Here is a 21,981-nt window from a genome sequence, read left to right as displayed (position 1 = left end):
GGCCCCGCCCGCGACGTTCACTCCCCGTCGCGATTGGCCGACGGTCCGTACGGGGCAAGGAGTGGGTGTACGGACACGAGGAGGTGGCGGCGAGGCATGACGAGCACGTCCAGGGCAAGAGTGGCCCGGCGCATCGCGGCCGGAGCGGCCTACGGCGGCGGCGGGATCGGGCTGGCCGGCGCGGCGGCCGTCGGTCTGCTGCTGGCCGAGATGCGGCTGGCCCGGCGCCAGGTCGGCAACGGCACACACCCGCACGTCCCCCAGGCGGACGGTCGTTACGGCCGCGCCTACGACACCCCCGGCCCCGGTGTGGAGCCCCTGTACCTGACGCTGCTGGGCGACTCCACGGCGGCGGGGCAGGGCGTGCACCGGGCCGGGCAGACACCGGGGGCGTTACTGGCCTCGGGACTCGCGGCGGTCGCCGAGCGGCCCGTGGAACTGCGGAACGTGGCGCTGCCCGGCGCCCGGTCCGACGACCTCGACCGTCAGGTGGCACTCGTCGTGGGCGACCACGGCCCGGTGCCCGACGTCTGCGTCATCATGATCGGCGCGAACGACGTCACCGCGCGCATGCCCCCGACCCGCTCGGTACGCCACCTCGCGGCGGCGGTACGGCGGCTGCGCACGGCCGGCGCGGAGGTGGTCGTCGGCACCTGCCCCGACCTGGGCACGATCGAGCCGGTCGGGCAGCCCTTGCGGTGGCTCGCCAGACGGACCTCCCGCCAGCTGGCGGCCGCCCAGACGATCGGCGTGGTCGAGCAGGGCGGCCGCACGGTGTCGCTGGGCGACCTGCTGGGCCCCGAGTTCGAGGCGAACCCGGGCGAGCTGTTCGGCCCCGACCACTACCACCCCTCGGCGGAGGGCTACGCCACGGCGGCGATGGCGGTCCTGCCGACGGTCTGCGCGGCGCTGGGGCTGTGGCCGGCGGAGGAGGAGCGCCCCGACGCCTCCCGCCGCGAAGGCTTCCTCCCGGTGGCCCGGGCGGCGGCCGAGGCGGTGGAGGAGGCGGGGACCGAGGTCGCGGCGGCCATGCCGACGGGCCCGAGGGGCCCGTGGGCCCTGCTCAAACGGCGGCGGCGGCGCCGCGTGCCGGAGCCGGAGCCGTCCCGGGTGTCGCCGTGACCGGAGGGCGCGGAGGGATCAGGGGGCGAGGAGGGACCGGAGGGAGGGGTGCCGAAAAAGCAAGCGCTTAGAAAACTGCGGCCAGGGTCACACCGCCACACCCGTGACCTGGCCCATACGTACGGGTAACTTCCAGTCACGTCCCGTCCGGGAGAACCACCCCGTACGCCCGCCCGCCGCCCCTCGACGAGGCGCCGCGCGCCGCCCCCTTCTTCTCTGGAGCCGTGATGCCCGAAGCCGTCATCGTCTCGACCGCCCGCTCCCCCATCGGCCGTGCTTTCAAGGGCTCCCTGAAGGACCTGCGCCCGGACGACCTCACCGCCACCATCATCCAGGCCGCCCTCGCCAAGGTCCCCGAGCTGGACCCGAGGGACATCGACGACCTGATGCTCGGTTGCGGCCTCCCCGGCGGCGAGCAGGGCAACAACCTCGGCCGCGTCGTCGCCGTGCAGATGGGCATGGACCACCTGCCCGGCTGCACGGTCACCCGCTACTGCTCCTCGTCCCTCCAGACGAGCCGCATGGCCCTGCACGCCATCAAGGCCGGCGAGGGCGACGTCTTCATCTCGGCCGGCGTCGAGACGGTCTCCCGGTTCGTGAAGGGCAACTCCGACAGCCTGCCCGACACGCACAACCCGTTCTTCGCGGAGGCGGAGGCCCGCACCGCGGCCGTCGCCGAGCAGGAGGGCACCACCTGGCACGACCCGCGCGAGGACGGCCTGGTCCCGGACGCCTACATCGCGATGGGCCAGACCGCCGAGAACCTGGCCCGCCTCAAGGGCGTCACCCGCCAGGACATGGACGAGTTCGGCGTCCGCTCGCAGAACCTCGCCGAGGAAGCCCTCAAGAACGGCTTCTGGGAGCGGGAGATCACCCCGGTCACCACCCCCGACGGCACGGTGGTCAGCAAGGACGACGGCCCGCGCGCCGGCGTCACGATGGAGGGCGTGGCGGGCCTGAAGCCGGTCTTCCGCCCCGACGGCATGGTCACCGCCGCCAACTGCTGCCCCCTGAACGACGGCGCCGCCGCGCTCGTCGTCATGAGCGACACCAAGGCCCGTGAGCTGGGCCTGACCCCGCTCGCCCGGATCGTGTCCACCGGCGTCTCCGGCCTCTCTCCCGAGATCATGGGTCTCGGCCCGGTGGAGGCGAGCAAGCAGGCCCTGCGCCGGGCCGGCCTCACCGTCGACGACATCGACCTGGTCGAGATCAACGAGGCGTTCGCCGCCCAGGTGATCCCCTCCTACCGCGACCTCGGCATCCCGCTGGAGAAGCTGAACGTCAACGGCGGTGCGATCGCCGTGGGCCACCCCTTCGGCATGACCGGCGCCCGCATCACCGGCACGCTCATCAACTCCCTCCAGTTCCACGACAAGCAGTTCGGCCTGGAGACGATGTGCGTCGGCGGCGGCCAGGGCATGGCGATGGTCGTCGAGCGCCTCAGCTGAGTCGCGCGGAGGCCCCGACGGTCATCTCTCGGTAGCCGTCGGGGCACCCATCGTGAGCCGATGGCCCGGAGTCTGGGAAGCACCTGGATTCCGGGCCGTTTTGTGATCCAATCTCCCCCAGGATGTGACCTATCTCCCTCCCCGGAGGGATTTACGCAGCTCAGAGTCGTTTCACCACCTGGGGCCGGGTCCAATTTCCTGCCCGTTTCGTGACGTTACGCACTGACAGCTGGATAGTCCGCCCTTCAAGCTGATGTAGGAAGTCGGGGGTCGACTTTGAACCGGGAGTACGTCAGTGAGCGCCATGCCGATCGCCTTGCTGGTCACCACGGCCGCCACGGGCGCCGTGGGCGTCGCCGTCCTGCGCACCCTGCTGCAGCTGCGCCGTCAGGTCGCGGCTCTGCACACGCAGCTCGCGGAGACCGCCGAGAGCGCCACCGGGACGCGCGGCTTCGTTCCGGCCGCCCGCACCACGGCCGACACGGAGGAGATACGCGCGGCGGTGGCCGAGGCCCTCGCCGAGGAGCGGGAGCGGGAGCTGGCCGAGGCGCGCGCCTTCTGGGCCGCCCAGGAGGCCCGTGACGCTTCCGACGCGCCCTCCCTGCTGGGTCTGCCCGACAGCGAGCTGTTCCTGCCCCGGCAGGCCGATTTCGTGGGCCTGGAGCCGCTCGAGCCGGTGACCGAGCCGCCCGCGGACGCCGACGAGTTCGCCGGCGACTCCCCCGAACTGGCCGCGGCCCGCCGCCGTCACCCCTCCCACCCGGACTTCGTGCCGGTCCAGTCACCCCTAGCCAACGACCACGAGCGCACGGTGACCGCGCTGGAGGAACTCGCCGCCGCCCGTGTCGAACTGACCGATGTGCGGCCGGGTCCGCTCGGCACCCTCGACGTCTACGTCTTCGCCGACGGCACCACCCTGTGCATGACCCCGGGTCACCGGGAGACCGCGGACCGCCTCGCACGGGCCCTGACGGCCGGCGAGACGCCGTACCTGCTGGGCGGCTCGGGCATCTCGGGCGCGTACGCCCTGACCTTCGCGTGCGGCGAGGAGAGCGTCTACATCCTGGCGGACCGGGTCATAGCCAGCCTCTGAGGCGTCCCCCCTCAGACCCCCGCCCGCTTCTGCGCCTCCTCCACCAACCGCACGGCCTCGTCGACCTGGCCCTCGTCCGTGAGGACGAGGGCCAGGTCGTGCACGGCGACGGTGATCTGGTCGGCCGCGGCGAACATCCCGGCGTCGGGCATCTCCCGGGGTTCCGCTTGCGGCGCCTCGGCGAGCTGGGCCCGCCGGGCGAACTCCCTGGCCAGCCCCAGCGCTTCGGCCGCGCCGCTCCGTTGGAGCCGACTCTGCGGTGCCGCCCGCAACCGGTCGGCGAAGTGATCCACGGCCTGCGTCAGACGCTTCGTATCCACCACTCCGTGAGCGTACGCGCCGTACCGGGACTGTTGCCAACGGGCGAACGCTCGGGCACGGTGACCTGAAGGACCGGCTTACATCCCCTTTGCGTCCGGAGGCGCCGATGTCCCACGTCCTCTCCGAGGAGACCCACCGCAACATGCTCGCCCGCATTCCCCACTGCACCGGTCGTGAAGTCGCCGACTGGCTCCGCACCGTGGAGGACGGCCCCTCCCTCTTCCGCTTCGAGGAGAAGGTGAGCTGGCTCCGCCACGAGTACGACCTCGCGTACGGCCACGCGAAGGCGATCGTCCACGAGTACGACCTGAGGAGGGCCGCGCGCAAGCTCCGGTAGCGCGCCCGCACCGCACGCGTCACCCACGACGAAGGGCCCCGGGGTGACCCGGGGCCCTTCGTGACGTCGGCGCGCCGCCGCCGAGGCGCTCGCGTCAGTCGCTGCTGTTGAGGATCGACAGGAGTCGCAGGAACTCCATGTAGATCCACACCAGGGTCAGCGTGAGGCCGAAGGCGGCGAACCAGGCCTCCTCGCGCGGGGCGCCGTAGGCGATGCCGTCCTCGACCTGCTTGAAGTCCAGGGCGAGGAAGCAGGCACCGAGGATGATGCCGATGACACCGAAGACGATGCCGAGGGTGCCGCTGCGGAAGCCGAGGCCGTCACCGCCGCCGAAGACGCTGAACAGCAGGTTCACCGCCATCAGCAGGACGAAGCCGAGGGCCGCCGCCATCACGAAGCCGTAGAAGCGGCGGTTGACGCGGATCCAGCCGGCCTTGTACGCGACGAGCACGCCGGCGAAGACCGCCATCGTGCCGAGCACGGCCTGGGCGACGACGCCGTCCGCGATGTACGTGGACACCGCGCTGGAGATCACGCCGAGGAAGACGCCCTCGAGGGCGGCGTACGACAGGATCAGCGCGGGCGACGGGCGGCGCTTGAAGGACTGGACGAGCGCCAGCACCATCGCGACCAGACCGGCCCCGACGCCGATGGCGTAGGACTTGCCGAGGTTGGCCTCGTCGACGGGCAGCAGCAGCCAGGACAGGACCGCGGTGACGACCACGGCGCCGAGCGTGGTCGCGGTGCGCGCGACGACGTCGTCCATGGTCATGACGCCGCCGGTGGTGACCGGGGCCTGCGGTGCGCCGTACTGGACGTCCTGCTGGGCGTAGGGGTTCTGCGCGTAGGGGTTGCCGGCCGGCTGGGCGGCGGGGCCGCCCTGCGCGTACGGGTTGCCCTGCTGCGTGCCGACAGCGGGACCCCCGGCCTGCGGCGCGGCGTTGAAGCCCGCGTAGCCGTTGTCGCGGCTGAACCCCCGTCGCGAGAAGACCGGGTTTCTGCTCCTCATTTCACTCCTCCATGGCCACACAGCGCGGCCTTGGCTCAAGAGTAATAGGTAGGCAAAGGAATGACCCTACTGCTTGGGGAGGATCTTTCCCTTGCCGTCTTGGGCAACACGTTATGTCGATCTCTGATTCCCCGGGGTGGAGTGCCTCACTCCTGACCGGTCCGGGACCGACTCGGTACCGGACCGGGACCGGGCCGCGACAGCCCGCCGACGCTGTCCCTACGTCACTCGCGTCACTCACGTCACTCGAACGGGAACCCGGTGTAGGCCTCCGCAAGGTCGGTCTCGGCGGCCCGGGAGGAGGCGATGCGGTCCAGGCGGGCGAGCTGGAGGCGCTCCTCGAAGGGGGTGGCGCCGGGGGCGCGGTGCAGGAGGGTCGTCATGTCGTACGAGAACCGCTCGGCCTGCCAGACGCGGCGCAGGCAGGTCTGCGAGTAGGCCTCCAGCAGCTGCGCCGACCCCGTCTCCCGCTCGTGGACGAGGGCGCGGGCGAAGGTGACGACGTCGCCGACGGCCAGATTCAGGCCCTTGGCGCCGGTGGGCGGCACGATGTGGGCCGCGTCACCGGCGAGGAAGAGGCGGCCGTGCCGCATGGGCTCGTGGACGTAGGACCGCATGGGGGTGACCGACTTCTGGGTGATCGGGCCGCGCTCCAGCGTCCAGTCGTCGTCCGTCTCGAAGCGGCGCTCCAGCTCGGCCCAGATCTCCTCGTCGCTCCAGGACTCGGCGTCCGTGCCCTCGGGCACCTGGAGGTAGAGACGGGACACGGACGGGGAACGCATGGACAGCAGGGCGAAGCCGCGGTCGTGGCGGGCGTAGACCAGCTCGTGGTGCGAGGGCGGCACGTCGGCGAGGACGCCGAGCCAGCCGAAGGGGTACGTGCGCTCGAAGACGCGGGCCAGTTCGGCGGGTACGGCCGCACGGGAGACCCCCCAGAAGCCGTCGCACCCGACGACGTAGTCGCACTCCAGGACGCCCTCGCGCCCGTCGTGCCGGAACCGCACGCGCGGGTGGTCGGTGTCGGCCCCCTCGACGGCGAGCGCCTCCGCCTCGAACAGCAGCGGGCCGCCCTCCTTCAGCTGGAGGGCGATGAGGTCCTTGCACACCTCGGTCTGGGCGTAGACCGTGACGGACCGGCCGCCGGTGAGGGCGGGGAAGTCGACGCGATGGCGCTTGCGGTCGTACCGCAGCTCGATCCCGTCGTGGCGCAGCCCCTCGCGGTCCAGGCGCTCCCCGGCCCCGGCCGCGCGCAGGACGTCCACCGTGCCCTGCTCCAGGATCCCGGCGCGCTGGCGCTGCTCGACGTAGGCCCGGTCGCGGCCCTCCACGACGACGGAGTCGATCCCGGCGTCGTGCAGCAGCCGGGCGAGGAGGAGGCCGGCGGGGCCGGCGCCGATGATGCCGACGGTGGTGCGCATCGGGCGTTCCCTTCAGACGGGCGTCATCGCCACGGTGTCCGGTGCCTGGTGCTCGCGGCACCAGGGCACGATGTTCGCGCAGTGAACTTTTCTTCACTCTTGCCGGACGTGAGTCTGCGCGTGCGCTTGCCGGGTGTCAACGGGTGGGGCGGGAAGCGATGGGGATCGGAGCCGGGGGCGGTGAACGGCCGGCCGCCGCAAGGAGGTGGTGCCCGGAACCGGACTTGAACCGGTACGCCCGCGAGGGGCAGCGAGGTTTAAGCTCGCCGTGTCTGCATTCCACCATCCGGGCAGGCCATGGGCTCCGCGTCGCGACTGGAGCCTATCGGGAGGCGTCGAGCCAACAGGGGTTGGGCGAACCGATGTTGTCTTATTTTATTGACTTCTGAGTGTGCATCAGACCACGAACTCGCCATCCGCACATGCCAGTAGCCTCATGCGCGCCGTCGTCGGGTGTGGACGGAATGACGGAATTTCACCGTCCGAACGAGGGTGCTCCACCTGTTCTTGACGAACGGCACCTCAGGGGCGCGTGTCATCCCCTGGTATGACACGGCGGCCGGCGGTCCATCCGAGGTTGCCCCCCAAGACCGGAACAGCGGGTGACTACACAGCGCCGGGCGGCCGGGACGATGGTGCGGATCCCGAAACGCAACACGCCGTCGTCCCGACAGGAGCTCCACCGTGCCCACCACACCCCTCGCCGACCGGTCCACCGCCGTGGCCGCACGCGCCACGGACCTGTCCAAGACCTACGGACAGGGCGAGACCCGGGTGGTCGCCCTGGACCGGGTCTCCGTCGACTTCCGGCAGGCCGAGTTCACCGCGATCATGGGCCCCTCCGGCTCCGGCAAGTCCACGCTGATGCACTGCGTGGCCGGGCTGGACACCTTCTCCTCCGGCTCCGTGCGCATCGGCGACACCGAGCTGGGCTCCCTGAAGGACAAGCAGCTCACCAAGTTGCGCCGGGACAAGATCGGGTTCATCTTCCAGGCGTTCAACCTGCTGCCCACCCTGAACGCCCTGGAGAACATCACCCTCCCGATGGACATCGCCGGCCGCAGGCCGGACAAGGAGTGGCTGGACAAGGTCATCCGCATGGTCGGGCTCGCCGACCGGCTGCGCCACCGCCCCTCGCAGCTCTCCGGCGGCCAGCAGCAGCGCGTCGCCGTCGCCCGCGCCCTCGCCTCCCGGCCGGACATCGTCTTCGGCGACGAACCGACCGGGAACCTCGACTCCCGTTCGGGCGCCGAAGTGCTCGGCTTCCTCCGCAACTCGGTGCGCGAGCTGGGCCAGACGGTCGTCATGGTGACCCACGACCCGGTGGCCGCGGCGTACGCGGACCGGGTGGTGTTCCTCGCGGACGGCCGGATCGTCGACGAGGTGCACGGACCCACCGCCGAGTCCGTGCTCGACCGCATGAAGCAGTTCGACGCCAAGGGCCGCACCACCTGACCGGCGGTCAGGACCCGCAAGGACCGACAGGACCGAGAAGAAAAGAACCCATGTTCCGTACCGCCCTGCGCAACGTCCTCGCGCACAAGGCCCGGCTTCTGATGACCGTGCTCGCCGTGATGCTCGGCGTGGCCTTCGTGTCGGGGACGCTGGTCTTCACCAACACCATCTCCGACGCCTATCAGAGGAGTTCCGCCAAGGGATTCGACCAGGTCGACGTCGCCGTCACGGCCGAGTTCCAGGAGGACGAGGGCGACCGCATCGGCAGGATGCCCGAGCTGACCCAGGCGCTGCTCGACCGGAGCGCGAAGGCGCCCGGCGCCGCGTCCGCCATCGGTGTCGTCCGCGGCTTCACCGCGATCGCCGACAAGGACGGCAAGCTCGTCGGCGAGGGCTTCCAGTCGCAGGGCGGCAACTACTGGGGCGACAAGGACCCCCGGTACCCGCTTCAGGAAGGCACCGCCCCGCGGGGTCCCGGCGAGATCGCTCTCGACTCCGAGACCGCCCGGCGGGCCGGCTACGAGGTCGGTGACACCGTGCGCCTCTCGGTGGACGGGCCCGTCCTCACCCCGAGGATCACCGGCGTCTTCACCACCGACGACGGCAACGTCGCCGCGGGCGGCAGCCTCACCCTCTTCGACACGGCCACCGCCCAGGGGCTGTTCGGCAAGACCGGCACGTACCACGAGATCGACGTCGAGGCCGCCGCCGGCACCTCGCAGACCGCGCTGAAGGCCGCCCTCGACAAGGCGCTGCCGGAGGACCTCGTCGAGACCACCACCAGCGGGCAGCTCGCCGACGACCAGGCGAAGATGATCTCCTCGCAGATGAGCGGCCTGAAGCAGGGCCTGCTGGTCTTCGCCGGCATCGCGCTCTTCGTCGGCACCTTCATCATCGCCAACACCTTCACCATGCTGGTCGCCCAGCGCACCAAGGAGCTGGCGCTGCTGCGCGCGGTCGGCGCCTCCCGCCGGCAGGTGACCCGGTCGGTGCTGGTCGAGGCGTTCGTGGTCGGCACGGTCGCCGGGCTGACCGGACTGGTCGCGGGCGTCGGCATCGGCGCCGGACTGCGCTCGCTGATGGGCACGCTGGGGGCGACCGTTCCCGACGGCCCGCTGGTCGTGTCGCCCGGCACGGTCGCCACCGCCCTGGCCGTCGGCGTCGTCATCACCGTGCTGGCGGCCTGGCTGCCCGGCCGGCGGGCCGCGAAGATCCCGCCGGTCGCCGCGATGAGCAGCGTCCACGCCACCGCGTCCACCAAGTCGCTGGTGTTGCGCAACACCCTCGGCGCCCTGCTCTCGGCGGCGGGCGTCGCGCTCGTCCTGGTGGCCACCACGATGAACGGCTCCGACGGCCAGGCCCCCATGGGGCTCGGCGCGGTCCTGCTGGTGATCGGCGTGTTCGTGCTGACGCCCCTGCTGTCCCGGCCGCTGATCGCGGCCGCCGCGCCGGTCCTGCGGGTCTTCGGCGTGTCCGGCAAGCTGGCCCGGCAGAACTCGGTGCGCAACCCGCGTCGTACGGCCGCCACGGCCTCCGCTCTGATGGTGGGCCTCACCCTGATCACCGGCATGACGGTGATGGCGGGCAGCCTCCAGAAGTCGATCGACAAGATGGCGTCGGCGGCGATCAAGGCCGACTACGTGGTGTCGATGGCGAACGGTCGCGGGCTCTCGCCCGACGTCGAGAGGGAGCTGAAGGCGACCGACGGGGTGACCGTCACCAGCCCGCTGCGCAACGCCCCCGCCCGCGTCGACGGGCAGACCGAGTACGTCACCGGCGTCACCGGCTCCGCCATCGCGCAGCTCACCGACCTCACGGTCGACGACGGCGCCTTCGAGGTCGGCGGCACCCAGGTCGTCGTGGACGGCGACACCGCCGAGTCCCATGGCTGGAAGGCCGGTTCGGACTTCACGGTGGCGTACGAGGACGGCGCGAAGCAGCGGCTGACGGTCGCCGGCGTCTACCAGGGCAACGAGATGGTCCGGGGCATCATCCTGGACAACACCGCCCTCGCCCCGCACCAGGACGACCCGACCGACATGCAGGTCATGGTCAAGACAACCGGCGGCGCCTCGGACGCCACGAAGGACCGGCTGGAGAAGGTGCTCGGCGCCAATCCGGCCATCAAGGTGCAGAGCAGGCAGGACCTCTCCGACGAGATCGCGCAGATGTTCACGCTGATGCTGAACATGCTCTACGGCCTGCTCGCGATGGCCGTGATCGTCGCGGTGCTCGGGGTCGTCAACACGCTGGCGATGTCGGTGTTCGAACGCTCGCAGGAGATCGGCATGCTGCGGGCCATCGGGCTGGACCGGCGGGCCGTGAAGCGGATGGTGCGACTGGAGTCGCTCGTGATCTCGCTGTTCGGCGGGGTCCTCGGCATCGGTCTCGGCGTGTTCTTCGGCTGGGCGGCCGGTGAGCTGATCGGCACGTCGATGCCGACCTACGAACTCGTCCTGCCGTGGGGCCGGATGGCCGTGTTCCTGACGCTGGCCGGCTCGGTCGGAGTGCTCGCCGCGCTCTGGCCGGCGCGGCGGGCGGCCCGGCTGAACGTGCTGACGGCCATCAAGTCGCAGTGACGGAAGGTGAGTTCGGGGGCCCCGTCGGGTACGGCGACGGGGCCCCTTCCGCTGTCCGCGGCAGGTCGGTTCCAGGTGCGGGTGCGCAGCCCGTCCGGGTCGGTCGTGTCCCGGCGCGGGGCTCCGCCCCGGACCCCGGGCCTGCCCGCCCGCCCCGCTCATGCCGAAGGGGCCGCCCGCACCACGGATGGCGGGCGGCCCCTTCGGGGGGTTCGGTGAAACCGTGTCAGGAGGCCTTGGCCTTCTCGCCGGTCTTCTCGGTCTGCTTCGCCGCCACCGGGGCCGGCTTCGCGGCCTCGTAGAACTCCTCGCGCGGGGACTCCAGCGCGCCGAGCGAGACGACCTCACGCTTGAGGAACATGCCGAGCGTCCAGTCGGCGAAGACGCGGATCTTGCGGTTCCACGTCGGCATCGCCAGACCGTGGTAGCCGCGGTGCATGTACCACGCCAGCCGGCCCTTGAGCTTGATCTTCATCTTGCCCATGACGATCATCGCGACGCCCTTGTGGAGGCCGAGGCCCGCCACCGCACCCTTGTTGGAGTGCGCGTACTCCTTCTGCGGGAAGCCCCGCATGCCGGAGATCACGTTGTCGCCGAGGACCTTGGCCTGACGGAGCGCGTGCTGCGCGTTCGGCGGGCACCAGGCGTTCTCGACACCGGCCTTGCGGGCGGCGACGTCGGGGACCTGGGCGTTGTCGCCGGCGGCCCAGATGTAGTCGGTGCCCTGCACCTGGAGCGTGGCGGCCGTGTCGACGTGACCACGGGGGCCCAGCGGGAGGCCGTAGCGGGCGAGGACGGGGTTCGGCTTGACGCCGGCCGTCCAGACGATCGTGTTGGAGTCGACCTCGAGGCCGTTCTTCAGCACCACGTGGCCGTCGACGCAGGAGTCCATCGAGGTGGAGAGGTAGATCTCCACGCCGCGGCTCTCCAGGTGCTCCTTGCCGTAGGCGCCCAGCTTGGGGCCGACCTCGGGAAGGATCTTGTCGGCGGCGTCGACGAGGATGAAGCGCATGTCCTCGCGGGACACGTTCTTGTAGTACTTGGCCGCGTCGCGGGCCATGTCCTCGACCTCACCGATGGTCTCCGCGCCGGCGAAGCCGCCGCCGATGAAGACGAAGGTGAGCGCCTTGCGGCGGATCTCCTCGTCGGTGGTGGAGTCGGCCTTGTCGAGCTGCTCGAGGACGTGGTTGCGCAGGCCGATGGCCTCCTCGATGCCCTTCATGCCGATGCCCTGCTCGGCGAGGCCGGGGATCGGGAAGGTGCGGGAGACCGCGCCGAGGGCGATGACCAGGTAGTCGAAGGGCAGCTCGTACGCCTCGCCGACCAGCGGGGCGATCGTGGCGACCTTGCGGTCCTGATCGATGGTGGTGACCCGGCCGGTGAGGACCTCCGCCTTGGGCAGCACGCGTCGCAGCGGGACGACGACGTGGCGCGGGGAGATGTTGCCGGCGGCGGTTTCGGGGAGGAAGGGCTGGTAGGTCATGTACGACCGGGGGTCGACGACCGTGACGGTCGCCTCGCCGTAGCGCATCTTCTTCTGGATACGCCGAGCTGCGTACAGGCCTACGTACCCACCGCCTACTACGAGGATCCTGGGACGCTCCGTGGTGCTCATGCCATCGAGTATCCACCCGCCCCAGGGGGGTCGCTCGTGCGCCCCTTCACAAGCTTCCTCGGGGTGTGTGCTATCCTCCGCCGCCCACGTGATCCATGTCATGATGCGCGACGGGAACCCGTGTGCATCCGGTGCCGTTGTCAATGCCGCGTGAGCTGCCTCTCCGGGCTCCGGGGTGCCGGGTGAGGACCCCGAAACACGTCTCGCGCGACCCCCGCGAAACGTCCGCGCCTTCCGCTTTTGAACATGTTCATCCGACTGTCGGACCCCCGTAAGGGCCAAGCGGCCCCACTTGGCCCTCCGAGAGGGCCGTTTTCCTTGTGAAGAACTTCACGAAGTTTTCCGAAGGGGTGTCGCCGAGGGGCGTTTCCCGGCCGTCTCCAGCCCCTCGAACGTGCTCAAACGTTCTCCCGCCTGCTCAGCAGAGGGGGGCACGCCACCGACCAGGCGAGGCCGTCGAGGATGTCCCGCGAACGCGACTCCCACCCCTGGCGACGTGTACACAAAGGTGCGTACACTTGATCCATGACTGACAACACCGTGACCGTCAGGGAAGCGCGCGCACACCTGGCGGAGCACATCAACCGGGCCGAGGAAGGCACTTCGACCGTCATCACACGCAACGGCGCCCCAGTGGCCGCGGTCGTGCCGATCACCGACTTCGAGGCACTGGAGGAGGCCGCCGACGTGATGCTGGCTCGAGAGGCGGAAGCAGTCCTGGCCGACGGCGGACCCACCGTTTCGATGGCCGAGTTGCTGGCGGATCTGTTCGCCGAGCGCGGTGAAGGCGCTGCGTGAAGTACGCCTTCCGGTTCACCACGGCAGCACAGCGGCAGCTCCGGTCCATCAGCCGACTCGATGCCATGCGCATCCTGACCGCGCTGACCGCACTCGGCGACGATCCGTACCGCGAGGGCGCCGACGTCAAGAAACTCACCGGCCCGTCGGGGCTCTACCGGCTCCGGGTCGGAAGCTACCGGGTCGCCTACCAGATCAACGACGGTGAACTCGTCATCCTCGTCGTCAAGGTGGGCGACCGGCGGAACGTCTACCGCAACCTGTAGGCGGTCAGGCCAAAGACCATCCGATCCCGTCGAGGATGTCGTGCTCGCTCACCACGACCTCCTCGGCGCCGATCCGCTCCATGATCGACAGCAGCACCAGGGCGCCCGCGGCGATGACGTCGACCCGGCCCGGATGCATCGACGGGACCGCCGCCCGCTCGGCGTGGGTCGAGCGCAGCAGCCACTCGGTGATCTCGCGGACCCGTTCCCGGGAGACCCGGGAGTGGTGGATGGCCCGCGAGTCGTACTCCGGCAGTTCCTGCGCGATCGCCGAGACCGTCGTGACGGAGCCGGCCAGACCCACCAAGGTGTGCGCCTCGCGCAGCGGGACCGTGCGCTCCGCGAGGTCCAGGGCCGCCTCGATGTCGGCGCGCATCGCCGTGATCTGCTCCTCGGTGGGCGGGTCGGTGACCGCCCCGTCCACGACCAGGTGACGTTCGGTCATCCGCACGCAGCCGACGTCCACGGAGCGTGCGGCGCGCACCCGGTCGTCCCCGACGACGAACTCGGTCGAGCCGCCGCCGATGTCCACGACGAGGTAGGGCTTCGTCAGGTCGTCACGGCCCGTCAGTTCCCTGGTGGCGCCGGTGAAGGAGAACTCCGCCTCCTGGTCGCCGGAGATCACCTCGGGCTCGACGCCCAGGATGTCCAGCACCCCGCGCACGAACTCGTCCCGGTTCTCCGCGTCGCGCGAGGCGGAGGTGGCCACGAAACGCAGCCGCTCGGCGCCGTGCTCCTTGACGACCGCCGCGTACTCCCGGCACGCGGCGAAGGTCCGCTCCAGCGCCTCGGGCGCGAGCCGCCCGGTCCGGTCGACCCCCTGCCCGAGCCGCACGATGGTCATGCGGCGGTCCAGTTCGACCAGTTCACCGGTGTCGGGGTGAGCGTCGGCGACGAGCAGACGGATGGAGTTGGTACCGCAGTCGACGGCGGCGACGCGTGTCATCGGGCGTCTCCCTCGACCGGCTTGAAGGCGAAGGGGCCCGTGCCGTCCTCGGACGTGTCCGCCTGCCGGCCTTCCCCGGCCGGCGGCTGGGACGGCGTCACGCAGGTCCCCCTGGCCCACCACTGCGGCAGCATGCCCAGCGCCTCGTCCCCGAGCGGATTCACTCCCGGCCCCGCGGCCAGGGAGTGCGCGACCAGCACGTGCAGGCACTTCACCCGGTCCGGCATGCCGCCCGCGCTGGGGAAGTTCTTCAGCTCCTCGATCTCGTCCCGTCGCCGCACGTAGTCCTCGTGCGCCGCCCGGTAGGCCGCCGCCAGCTCGGGATCGGTCTGGAGCCGTTCCGTCATCTCCTTCATCACGCCGTTCGCCTCGAGCGTGCCGATGGCGGAGTTCGCCTTCGGGCACGTCAGGTAGTACAGCGTGGGGAAGGGGGTGCCGTCGGGGAGGCGGGGAGCCGTCTCCACCACGTCCGGCTGACCGCACGGGCAGCGGTGGGCGATGGCGCGCAGTCCGCGCGGCGGTCGTCCGAGCTGCTGCTGGAAGGCCTCGACGTCGGCGTCGGTGGGCTCGGTGCGGGAGGTGGTGGGCGGGGGGGTTTCCATGCCTGTACGGAAGTCTCTCTAGTCGGTTCATCGGCCGGCGGCGGCGTCGGACTTGTCGACGGCGTCCCAGACGTTCGAGTACCAGGGGCGGTCGGCGGCCCCCTGGTCGGCGCGGGACTGCTCGGCGGCGTCGGGGTCGACGACGATGTAACCCGTCTCCCCCGGCATCACGTAGTGCAACCGCAGCCGGATCTGCTGTTCGGCGTAGGCGTCGTCCTGCCAGCGTGCCTTGAGGTCGCGCAGCTGTTCCACCCGCTCGCGGGCCTGCTCCTTCTCGCGGTGGAGATCGGCGATCTCGGCGCGCTGGGAGACGTACTGCCGCATCGGGTAGGCCAGGGCCACGATCAGCGTGCACAGGACCAGGGCGAGGAGGGCCGCGCGGCCGGTCAGGCGCGAGCGGCGGGCCTGGCGCTTGGTCTGGGACCGGTAGACCCGGGCCGCGGTCTGCTCGCCGAGCAGCTTGATCCTGGTCGTGGTGGAGAAACGGTCCCGGTCCTTCACGGCCATGTCGTCCCCGCCTCCCGTCTCACACGTGCGTACGTCCCCGGACACGGTACGGGACCGGTACGGGGACGTACGTACGACTGGCTCAGGATGAGCCCTCAACGGCTCAGCCGGGCCGGTTCAACCCTGTTGCCGTGCGGCTCAGCCCTTGAACCGCGGGAAGGCGCTGCGGCCGGCGTACACCGCGGCGTCGTCGAGGATCTCCTCGATGCGCAGCAGCTGGTTGTACTTGGCGACGCGGTCCGAGCGGGCCGGGGCGCCGGTCTTGATCTGGCCGCAGTTCACCGCGACGGCGAGGTCGGCGATGGTGACGTCCTCGGTCTCGCCGGAGCGGTGGGACATCATGCACTTGAAGCCGTTGCGCTGGGCCATCTCGACGGCGTCCAGCGTCTCGGTCAGCGAGCCGATCTGGTTGACCTTGACCAGGAGGGCGTTCGCGGAGCCCTCCTCGATGCCGCGGGCCAGGCGCTCCGGGTTGGTGACGAAGAGGTCGTCGCCGACGATCTGGACCTTGTCGCCCAGCTTGTCGGTGATGACCTTCCAGCCGGCCCAGTCGTCCTCGTACAGCGGGTCCTCGATGGAGACCAGCGGGTACGCGGAGACCAACTCCTCGTAGTACTCGGTCATCTCGGCGGCCGAGCGGGACTTGCCCTCGAACTCGTAGACGCCGTCCTTGTAGAACTCGGACGCGGCGACGTCGAGCGCGAGCGCGATCTGCTCGCCGGGGACGTAACCCGCCTGCTTGATGGCCTCGATGATGAGGTCGAGCGCGGCGCGGTTGGACTCCAGGTTCGGGGCGAAGCCGCCCTCGTCGCCCAGGCCGGTGGACAGGCCCTTGGTCTTCAGCACCTTCTTGAGGGTGTGGTAGACCTCGGCGCCCCAGCGCAGGGCCTCGGAGAAGGACTCCGCGCCGATCGGGGCGATCATGAACTCCTGGATGTCCACGTTGGAGTCGGCGTGCGAGCCGCCGTTCAGGATGTTCATCATCGGAACGGGCAGCAGGTGCGCGTTCGGGCCGCCCAGGTAGCGGAAGAGCGGGAGGTCGCTGGCCTCGGAGGCGGCGTGGGCGACGGCGAGGGAGACGCCGAGGATGGCGTTGGCGCCGAGGGAGCCCTTGTTGTCGGTGGCGTCCAGGTCGAACATGGCCTGGTCGATCAGGCGCTGCTCGGTGGCGTCGTAGCCGACCAGCTCGGGGCCGATCTGCTCGATGACGGCCAGGACGGCCTTCTCGACGCCCTTGCCCTGGTAGCGGTTCGGGTCACCGTCGCGAAGCTCGATGGCCTCGAAGGCGCCGGTGGAGGCGCCGGAGGGGACGGCGGCACGACCCGTGCTGCCGTCGTCGAGGCCGACCTCGACCTCGACCGTGGGGTTGCCTCGGGAGTCCAGGATTTCCCGGGCTACGACGACGTCGATGGACGGCACGAGCATCTCCTTCTTGGGATGTGACGCTGGTTGTGCGGGGCACGAGCGGGCCGTGACGAGCCCTTGCTGAGCCTTGCGACTAGAGCCTAACCGCCTCGGGGCGTCGGTCGGCCGACCGACCGTCCCGTGGACAGGGAGACGGTACCCATTGTTTCAGCCCGGAACAAAGAGGGTGGCCAACAGAAGGCGGCGAACGGGAAAAGAAAACCCCGCCCGGGTGCGTACGGGGGAACACGCACCGGGGCGGGGGGACCGCGGGGACGGGGGCTCCCTCACGAGGCCCTCAGCGTGACGGGCTCGGCTGCGAGGGGGCTGTGGTCCGGCCGGGAGCCGGATGTCACTTCAGGTGCAGCTGCTGACCCGGGTAGATGAGGTCGGCGTCCTGGACGATGTCCTTGTTCAGCTCGAACAGCTTGGCCCAGCCGCCCTCGACGCCCTGCGCCTGGGCGATGGAGCTGAGGGTGTCGCCCGTGACGACCTTGTACTCGCCGTCGCCCTTCTCGACCTTCTTGCCGGTCGGGGTGGTGACGGTCTTCTGGGACTTGGCCGCCGGGCGCTCGGCGGAGCGGGAGGCGCTCTGCTTCTCGGTGGAGCGGGTGGTGGTCTCCGAGGAGGAGGAGCCGGCCGAGGAGCCGCCGGTGGACGAGCCGGTGGAAGCCGAGCCGCCGTTGTACGCGGCGCCGGACAGGCCCACGCCGCAGACCGGCCAGGCACCCTTGCCCTGGCCCGCGAGGACCTTCTCGGCGATCTGGATCTGCTGGGACTTCGAGGCCTTGTCGGCGGTGCCGGCGTACTGCGTGCCGCCGTACGCGGCCCAGGTGGAGGCGGAGAACTGCAGGCCGCCGTAGTAGCCGTTGCCGGTGTTGATGGACCAGTTGCCGCCGGACTCGCACTGGGCGACCGCGTCCCACTCGGAGGCGGTGGCGGCGGAGGCGTTGCCGGCCGCCATCAGCGGGGCGGCGATGGCGACACCGGTGACCCCGGCGAGCGCGGCGGCGCGGGTGGCCTTGGACGGACGGCGGTGCTTGCCCTTGGCGGAAAACAGCATGGTGGATCCCCTCACCGACGCCTGCGAGGTGAGCTGTCGGGTTCGGGCCGTGTGAGTTGCCCGGCCACTCCCGTCCGGGAGCACTGCTCCCGGGGAGGCGTGGCTTCACCCCGAGCCGTTCCGGTCAGCCGACCGTTACGGCACTTACCTTGGGTCCCCCGCTCCTGCCTACGGCGCTTGACGCGACGACTGTTCCCGGGCTGCCACTGGCAGGATTCGGCGTTGCGACAGCCGGGGCTCGGATTGCCGAGCGGTCACGACCGTAGACACGCGCTCGGCCGAATTTCAAAGACGATCACGCCTTCTGAGACTCATCCCACACTTTGATCAAAACGGACATTCAGCGCGAAGTGTGACGTGAACTCCCGCTGCTTTTCCCGTTTTTCCGCCCTATTCCACCCCTGTGTCGAGCGTCTGACCGGGGGCGATGTTGTTCGGGTCGGCGCCGATGGCGTCCCTGTTCTCGGCGTAGAGGGCGCGCCATCCGCCGTCGAGGTCAAGGGAGTCGGCGATGGAGACGAGGGAGTCGCCGTCGCGCACGACGTAGGTGCCCACCGCGCTGCCGGAGGTGCCCGCGGCGTGCCGGCCGGAGGATGCGGTGGTGGTGCCGTCCGGCACGACCTCGTCGGCGGAGGTGCCGCGGTGACGGCCGGAGGCGAGGGAGCCGGTGTCGACGAGGCTCCAAGAGCCCGCCTCCTGGACCGACTTGTCCGAGTCGTCCACTTCGGGGGTGGCCGTGGGCGAGCTGCCGTCCGCTCCCGAGGTGCCCGCGTCCGCGGCCGTCGGCACATCGGACTTCGAGGAGCTGTCCGGCTTACCGGAGGAAGAGGACGAAGCGGACGGAGAGGTCTCGTCCGTGGCATCCGGGGAGGATTCGGTCGACGGGGAGGACGATGCCGTCTTGCCGTCCGAGGAGTCCGCGGAGCCCGAGGAGTTCGAGGAGCCGGACGACCCCTTGGACAGGTCGGACAAGCCGGACGACACGGAGGAGCCGGACGGGTCGTCCGCCACCCCGGTGTCCAGGTTGCCCGCGCCGTTCTCCTTGCTGAGCCCGGACGTCAGCCCGCAGGTGCCCCAGGCGCCGACGCCCCGGTCGGCGAGGACCTTCTGCGCGACGGATATCTGCTGGTTGCGACTGGCCAGGTCGGGGCGCTCGGCGAAGTCGAGTCCGCCGTAAGCCTCCCAGTCGTCCTGACTCAGTGCCAGACCGCCGTACTCGCCGTTGCCCTGGTCGGCACTCCAGGAGCCGCCGGACTCGCACTCCGCCACCGTGTCCCACACCGTGCCGTCGGCCGCGCTCGCGCCGGTGGCGCCGAGCAGCGGGATGGCGATCGCGGAGCCGGTCACGCCGGCCGCGACGAGGAGGGCCGGAGCCTGGCGGGGGCGCCGGTGTCGACCGTTCCCGGAGAGCATGCAAGGGCCTTTCTCGAGACAGCAGTGCTTGCGCGGGCCGCGAAAGGGGGGCGCCGCGCTGACAGGTGAACGTATCGGCAGACGATCACTTGTCACAAGTTAATGCCGCGCAGATCACGTGAAGATCACAGAAGTGAGGAATGGTCACTTCTGCTTCGCCGTCCGGGCACATAACGGATGGTCAGCGGACGGCTGCGGGGGGTTCACCGGAAACGGCCGGGCCGAACCGCACGGGCAGGGTGCGCAGTCCGCGCATGATGAGACCGCCGCGCCACCTCAGGTCGGCCGGGTCGGCGTCCAGTCGCAGATCGGGCAGCCGGGTCAGGAGGGTGGCCAGCGCGGTCTGTCCCTCCAGGCGGGCGAGGGGGGCGCCCAGGCAGTAGTGGATGCCGTGGCCGTAGCCCAGATGCTGGTTGTCGCGGCGGGACAGGTCGAGGACGTCCGGGTCGGCGAACCGCTCCGGGTCCCGGTCGGCGGCCGCCAGGACGACGAGGACGGCGTCGCCGGGGGCGATGTCCTGCCCGCCGACGGTCAGGGGCTCGGTGGCGAACCGCCAGGTGGCGAGTTCCACCGGGCCGTCGTAGCGCAGGAGTTCCTCCACGCCGGTCGCCAGGAGGCCGCTCTCGCCCGCGGCCAGGGAGTCCTGGAGGCGGGCGCGCTGCCCGGGGTGGGTCAGCAGGGCGTAGGTGCCGTTGCCGATCAGGTTGACCGTCGTCTCGAACCCGGCGAACAACAGGATGAAGGCCATGGCGGCGGCCTCGTTCTCGGTGAGGTGCTCACCGTGGTCGGAGGCGCGGATCAGACCCGAGAGGAGGTCCTCGCCGGGGGCCGGATCCGCGGGAAGCTCCAGGCGCTTGCGGTGGATGAGGTCCAGGAGGTAGCCGCGCATCTTCTTCACCGACCGGGCGACACCGCCGCGCGGGCCCCCGCCGTGCCGGATCATCATGCCCGCCCAGTCCCGGAAGTCGTCCTGGTCCTCGCGGGGAACGCCGAGCAGGTCGCAGATGGCGTAGATGGGGAGCGGGAAGGCGAAGTCGTGGATGAGGTCGGCGGTGCCCCGCTCCGCGAACCGGTCGATGAGCCCGTCCGTCAGCTCCTGCACGCGGGGCGCGAACTCGGCGACCCGGCGGGGCGTGAACGCCTTGCTGACGAGGCGTCGCAGCCGGGTGTGGTCCGGCGGGTCGATGTTCAGCAGATGCGTCATCAGCTCGGCCTTGCGCTCACCGGGGATGCCGGTCCTGCCTCTGGCGTGCGCGGGCTCGTCGTGGTGCGCCGGGTTCTTGCTGAGCCTCTGGTCGGCGAGGGCCTGCTTGGCATCGGCGTACCGGGTGACCAGCCAGGCCTCCACACCGCTGGGCAGCCGCGTGCGGTGCACGGGCGCGTGCTCGCGGAGCCAGGCGTAGGCGGGGTAGGGGTCGGTGGCGAACTCCCAGGTGAACAGGGCTGGCGCGGACGGCTCGGGTGCGGGCTGCTGGGTCACTCCCCGACGGTAACCGGGACCGGGCGACGGCCGCGCCGGCCCGGCGCGGCCACGGCCCGCGGCTGCCGCATCGCGGGGTCCCGACGGGCCGCCGCCCTACTCCCCCACTCCTTCGGCCGAGCGGATCGCGTCCCGATAGGTGCGGGCCGCCGCTCGCAGGGCAGCCTCCGGGTCCACGCCCTCCGCCTCCGCGCGGGCCGCCAGGGCGAGCAGTTCGTAGCCGATGCCCTCCGCCGCCGGGAGCGGCACCTCCAGGTGCGCCGAGCGGACCCTCGACGCGAGCTTCGCCGCCAGGGCCAGGCCCGGCTGGTGGAGGGGGATGCCGTCGGTGACCGACTCGCGGCGCTTCTCGACCGCCTTCGTGCGCAGCCAGTGCTCCTTGACCTCCTCGGGGGTGGTCGCGGTGGCGTCGCCGAAGACGTGCGGGTGGCGGTGGATGAGCTTGGTGACGATCGTGCCCGCGACGTCGTCGACGGAGAACGGGGCCTCCTCGTGCTCCTCGGCGATGCGGGCGTGGAAGACGACCTGCAGGAGGACGTCGCCCAGTTCCTCGCGCAGTTCGTCGCGGTCGCCGTCCTCGATGGCCTCGACGAGTTCGTACGCCTCCTCGATGCCGTACTTGGCGAGGCCCTGGTGGGTCTGCCGGGAGGACCAGGGGCACTCGGCGCGGATGCGGTCCATGACCTGCACGAGGTCGAGGAGGCGGGCGCCGGGGAGGTCGTAGGAGGCGGGGAGCAGTTCCAGGTCGGGCATGGTCACGCGGCCGGAGCCGGCCAGGCGGGCCAGGCCGTCGGTCAGGGCGGGCTCCCCCTCGCCGGTCGCCACCACGACGACCGTGCGGCCGCCGGCGCAGGCCGCGAGGAGGTCCTCGGCGGTGGGGGCGGTCTCCGCCACCGCTATGCCGGCCTCGCGCAGGTACGGCAGCTGGGGATGGGTGCCGTCCGCGCACATCACCCGGTCGGCCTCGCGCAGCGCCTGCCAGGCGGGCCAGGACAGCAGGCCGGGGGCGACCCGGTGACTGGTGGTGAGCAGGACGACGCGGCCGGGGGCCGGGGCGCCTTCGGGACTCGTTTCGTTCACTCCCCGAACGTAACCCAACCCGCCG

Annotated in this window: 20 protein-coding genes, 1 tRNA gene and 1 riboswitch; of the genes, 8 read left to right on the top strand and 13 right to left on the bottom strand. The window is 71.0% G+C overall.

Annotated features, from left to right (window positions below; all coding sequences use genetic code 11):
* Positions 1 to 96 precede the first annotated feature (96 nt).
* The 3 genes from AB0N31_RS07280 (at position 97) to AB0N31_RS07270 (ending at position 3,663) form a co-directional block, all read left to right on the top strand.
* Positions 97 to 1,122 carry an SGNH/GDSL hydrolase family protein gene (locus AB0N31_RS07280; RefSeq protein ID WP_366057382.1) on the top strand — a complete coding sequence of 342 codons (1,026 nt, stop codon included), beginning with the start codon at positions 97 to 99 and terminating at the stop codon, positions 1,120 to 1,122.
* Positions 1,123 to 1,349: 227 nt separating this feature from the next.
* Positions 1,350 to 2,570 carry an acetyl-CoA C-acetyltransferase gene (locus tag AB0N31_RS07275; protein WP_366057381.1) on the top strand — a complete coding sequence of 407 codons (1,221 nt, stop codon included), beginning with the start codon at positions 1,350 to 1,352 and terminating at the stop codon, positions 2,568 to 2,570.
* 295 nt (positions 2,571 to 2,865) lie between these two features.
* Entirely contained in the window at positions 2,866 to 3,663 is a 798-nt protein-coding gene (locus AB0N31_RS07270) for a hypothetical protein (protein ID WP_366057380.1), read from the top strand.
* A gap of 11 nt (positions 3,664 to 3,674) precedes the next feature.
* Here the strand turns inward: AB0N31_RS07270 and AB0N31_RS07265 are convergent, their stop codons facing one another.
* A complete protein-coding gene (locus AB0N31_RS07265) occupies positions 3,675 to 3,986 on the bottom strand; it encodes a hypothetical protein (RefSeq protein WP_366057379.1) in 312 nt (103 codons plus the stop codon).
* 104 nt (positions 3,987 to 4,090) lie between these two features.
* Here AB0N31_RS07265 and AB0N31_RS07260 point away from each other — a divergent pair, with 104 nt between their 5' ends.
* Positions 4,091 to 4,321 carry a DUF4287 domain-containing protein gene (locus AB0N31_RS07260; protein WP_366057378.1) on the top strand — a complete coding sequence of 77 codons (231 nt, stop codon included), beginning with the start codon at positions 4,091 to 4,093 and terminating at the stop codon, positions 4,319 to 4,321.
* Between the two features lie 94 nt (positions 4,322 to 4,415).
* On the opposite strand, the gene AB0N31_RS07255 is transcribed toward AB0N31_RS07260, so the two are convergent.
* The 3 genes from AB0N31_RS07255 to AB0N31_RS07245 all read right to left on the bottom strand — a co-directional run bounded on the left by AB0N31_RS07255 (position 4,416) and on the right by AB0N31_RS07245 (position 7,040).
* Positions 4,416 to 5,330, bottom strand: coding sequence for a Bax inhibitor-1/YccA family protein (locus AB0N31_RS07255; RefSeq protein ID WP_366057377.1), 915 nt, complete (start codon positions 5,328 to 5,330; stop codon positions 4,416 to 4,418).
* A 242-nt stretch (positions 5,331 to 5,572) separates the two neighbouring features.
* Positions 5,573 to 6,748 carry a 4-hydroxybenzoate 3-monooxygenase gene (locus AB0N31_RS07250; RefSeq protein WP_366057376.1) on the bottom strand — a complete coding sequence of 392 codons (1,176 nt, stop codon included), beginning with the start codon at positions 6,746 to 6,748 and terminating at the stop codon, positions 5,573 to 5,575.
* A gap of 206 nt (positions 6,749 to 6,954) precedes the next feature.
* Positions 6,955 to 7,040, bottom strand: a tRNA-Leu gene (locus AB0N31_RS07245).
* A gap of 392 nt (positions 7,041 to 7,432) precedes the next feature.
* Here AB0N31_RS07245 and AB0N31_RS07240 point away from each other — a divergent pair.
* Both AB0N31_RS07240 and AB0N31_RS07235 read left to right on the top strand, forming a co-directional pair.
* On the top strand, positions 7,433 to 8,203 hold the full coding sequence (locus AB0N31_RS07240) for an ABC transporter ATP-binding protein (RefSeq protein ID WP_366057375.1): 771 nt from the start codon (positions 7,433 to 7,435) through the stop codon (positions 8,201 to 8,203).
* A gap of 50 nt (positions 8,204 to 8,253) precedes the next feature.
* A complete protein-coding gene (locus AB0N31_RS07235; protein ID WP_366057374.1) occupies positions 8,254 to 10,782 on the top strand; it encodes an FtsX-like permease family protein in 2,529 nt (842 codons plus the stop codon).
* A 226-nt stretch (positions 10,783 to 11,008) separates the two neighbouring features.
* Here AB0N31_RS07235 and AB0N31_RS07230 read toward each other — a convergent pair whose 3' ends face one another.
* Positions 11,009 to 12,397, bottom strand: coding sequence for an NAD(P)/FAD-dependent oxidoreductase (locus AB0N31_RS07230; protein ID WP_366057373.1), 1,389 nt, complete (start codon positions 12,395 to 12,397; stop codon positions 11,009 to 11,011).
* A gap of 525 nt (positions 12,398 to 12,922) precedes the next feature.
* On the opposite strand from AB0N31_RS07230, the gene AB0N31_RS07225 reads away from it, so the two are divergent.
* The gene (locus AB0N31_RS07225; RefSeq protein ID WP_366057371.1) at positions 12,923 to 13,195 is read left to right on the top strand and encodes a type II toxin-antitoxin system Phd/YefM family antitoxin; all 273 of its coding nucleotides are present in this window, start codon (positions 12,923 to 12,925) and stop codon (positions 13,193 to 13,195) included.
* Positions 13,192 to 13,461: a type II toxin-antitoxin system RelE/ParE family toxin gene (locus AB0N31_RS07220; RefSeq protein WP_366057370.1), complete on the top strand. Its 270-nt coding sequence runs from the start codon at positions 13,192 to 13,194 to the stop codon at positions 13,459 to 13,461. The genes AB0N31_RS07225 and AB0N31_RS07220 overlap by 4 nt, the downstream gene beginning before the upstream one ends.
* Before the next feature lie 4 nt (positions 13,462 to 13,465).
* Here AB0N31_RS07220 and AB0N31_RS07215 read toward each other — a convergent pair whose 3' ends face one another.
* The 8 genes from AB0N31_RS07215 to AB0N31_RS07180 form a co-directional block, all read right to left on the bottom strand.
* A complete protein-coding gene (locus AB0N31_RS07215) occupies positions 13,466 to 14,407 on the bottom strand; it encodes a Ppx/GppA phosphatase family protein (RefSeq protein WP_366057368.1) in 942 nt (313 codons plus the stop codon).
* Positions 14,404 to 15,009 carry a DUF501 domain-containing protein gene (locus AB0N31_RS07210; protein WP_366057367.1) on the bottom strand — a complete coding sequence of 202 codons (606 nt, stop codon included), beginning with the start codon at positions 15,007 to 15,009 and terminating at the stop codon, positions 14,404 to 14,406. The genes AB0N31_RS07215 and AB0N31_RS07210 overlap by 4 nt, the downstream gene beginning before the upstream one ends.
* Before the next feature lie 27 nt (positions 15,010 to 15,036).
* Positions 15,037 to 15,516, bottom strand: a complete 480-nt coding sequence (locus AB0N31_RS07205; RefSeq protein WP_366057365.1) for a septum formation initiator family protein — start codon at positions 15,514 to 15,516, stop codon at positions 15,037 to 15,039.
* A gap of 138 nt (positions 15,517 to 15,654) precedes the next feature.
* Positions 15,655 to 16,941: a phosphopyruvate hydratase gene (gene eno, locus AB0N31_RS07200; RefSeq protein WP_366057364.1), complete on the bottom strand. Its 1,287-nt coding sequence runs from the start codon at positions 16,939 to 16,941 to the stop codon at positions 15,655 to 15,657.
* Between the two features lie 331 nt (positions 16,942 to 17,272).
* A complete protein-coding gene (locus AB0N31_RS07195) occupies positions 17,273 to 17,983 on the bottom strand; it encodes a transglycosylase family protein (RefSeq protein WP_366057363.1) in 711 nt (236 codons plus the stop codon).
* Between the two features lie 3 nt (positions 17,984 to 17,986).
* Positions 17,987 to 18,169: riboswitch (cyclic di-AMP (ydaO/yuaA leader) on the bottom strand.
* Positions 18,170 to 18,373: 204 nt separating this feature from the next.
* A complete protein-coding gene (locus AB0N31_RS07190) occupies positions 18,374 to 19,396 on the bottom strand; it encodes a transglycosylase family protein (protein ID WP_366057362.1) in 1,023 nt (340 codons plus the stop codon).
* Between the two features lie 181 nt (positions 19,397 to 19,577).
* On the bottom strand, positions 19,578 to 20,876 hold the full coding sequence (locus AB0N31_RS07185; RefSeq protein WP_366057361.1) for a cytochrome P450: 1,299 nt from the start codon (positions 20,874 to 20,876) through the stop codon (positions 19,578 to 19,580).
* A 96-nt stretch (positions 20,877 to 20,972) separates the two neighbouring features.
* Complete coding sequence (locus AB0N31_RS07180; RefSeq protein ID WP_366057360.1) at positions 20,973 to 21,956, bottom strand: nucleoside triphosphate pyrophosphohydrolase; 984 nt, start codon at positions 21,954 to 21,956, stop codon at positions 20,973 to 20,975.
* Positions 21,957 to 21,981 lie beyond the last annotated feature (25 nt).

The organism is Streptomyces sp. NPDC051051 (assembly GCF_040682975.1).
Taxonomy (GTDB): Bacteria; Actinomycetota; Actinomycetes; order Streptomycetales; family Streptomycetaceae; genus Streptomyces.
Note: the sequence above shows the minus strand (reverse complement) of the source record. Positions and strands in the feature narration are given on the sequence as shown.

What these genes read in the sequence shown, in the direction of transcription:
- AB0N31_RS07190 (WP_366057362.1), bottom strand. Translation starts at nt 19,396, where the DNA reads ATGCTCTCCGGGAACGGTCGACACCGGCGCCCCCGCCAGGCTCCGGCC.
- AB0N31_RS07275 (WP_366057381.1), top strand. Translation starts at nt 1,350, where the DNA reads ATGCCCGAAGCCGTCATCGTCTCGACCGCCCGCTCCCCCATCGGCCGT.
- AB0N31_RS07230 (WP_366057373.1), bottom strand. Translation starts at nt 12,397, where the DNA reads ATGAGCACCACGGAGCGTCCCAGGATCCTCGTAGTAGGCGGTGGGTAC.
- AB0N31_RS07235 (WP_366057374.1), top strand. Translation starts at nt 8,254, where the DNA reads ATGTTCCGTACCGCCCTGCGCAACGTCCTCGCGCACAAGGCCCGGCTT.
- eno (WP_366057364.1), bottom strand. Translation starts at nt 16,941, where the DNA reads ATGCTCGTGCCGTCCATCGACGTCGTCGTAGCCCGGGAAATCCTGGAC.
- AB0N31_RS07255 (WP_366057377.1), bottom strand. Translation starts at nt 5,330, where the DNA reads ATGAGGAGCAGAAACCCGGTCTTCTCGCGACGGGGGTTCAGCCGCGAC.
- AB0N31_RS07210 (WP_366057367.1), bottom strand. Translation starts at nt 15,009, where the DNA reads ATGGAAACCCCCCCGCCCACCACCTCCCGCACCGAGCCCACCGACGCC.
- AB0N31_RS07225 (WP_366057371.1), top strand. Translation starts at nt 12,923, where the DNA reads ATGACTGACAACACCGTGACCGTCAGGGAAGCGCGCGCACACCTGGCG.
- AB0N31_RS07195 (WP_366057363.1), bottom strand. Translation starts at nt 17,983, where the DNA reads ATGCTGTTTTCCGCCAAGGGCAAGCACCGCCGTCCGTCCAAGGCCACC.
- AB0N31_RS07250 (WP_366057376.1), bottom strand. Translation starts at nt 6,748, where the DNA reads ATGCGCACCACCGTCGGCATCATCGGCGCCGGCCCCGCCGGCCTCCTC.
- AB0N31_RS07260 (WP_366057378.1), top strand. Translation starts at nt 4,091, where the DNA reads ATGTCCCACGTCCTCTCCGAGGAGACCCACCGCAACATGCTCGCCCGC.
- AB0N31_RS07215 (WP_366057368.1), bottom strand. Translation starts at nt 14,407, where the DNA reads ATGACACGCGTCGCCGCCGTCGACTGCGGTACCAACTCCATCCGTCTG.
- AB0N31_RS07280 (WP_366057382.1), top strand. Translation starts at nt 97, where the DNA reads ATGACGAGCACGTCCAGGGCAAGAGTGGCCCGGCGCATCGCGGCCGGA.
- AB0N31_RS07205 (WP_366057365.1), bottom strand. Translation starts at nt 15,516, where the DNA reads ATGGCCGTGAAGGACCGGGACCGTTTCTCCACCACGACCAGGATCAAG.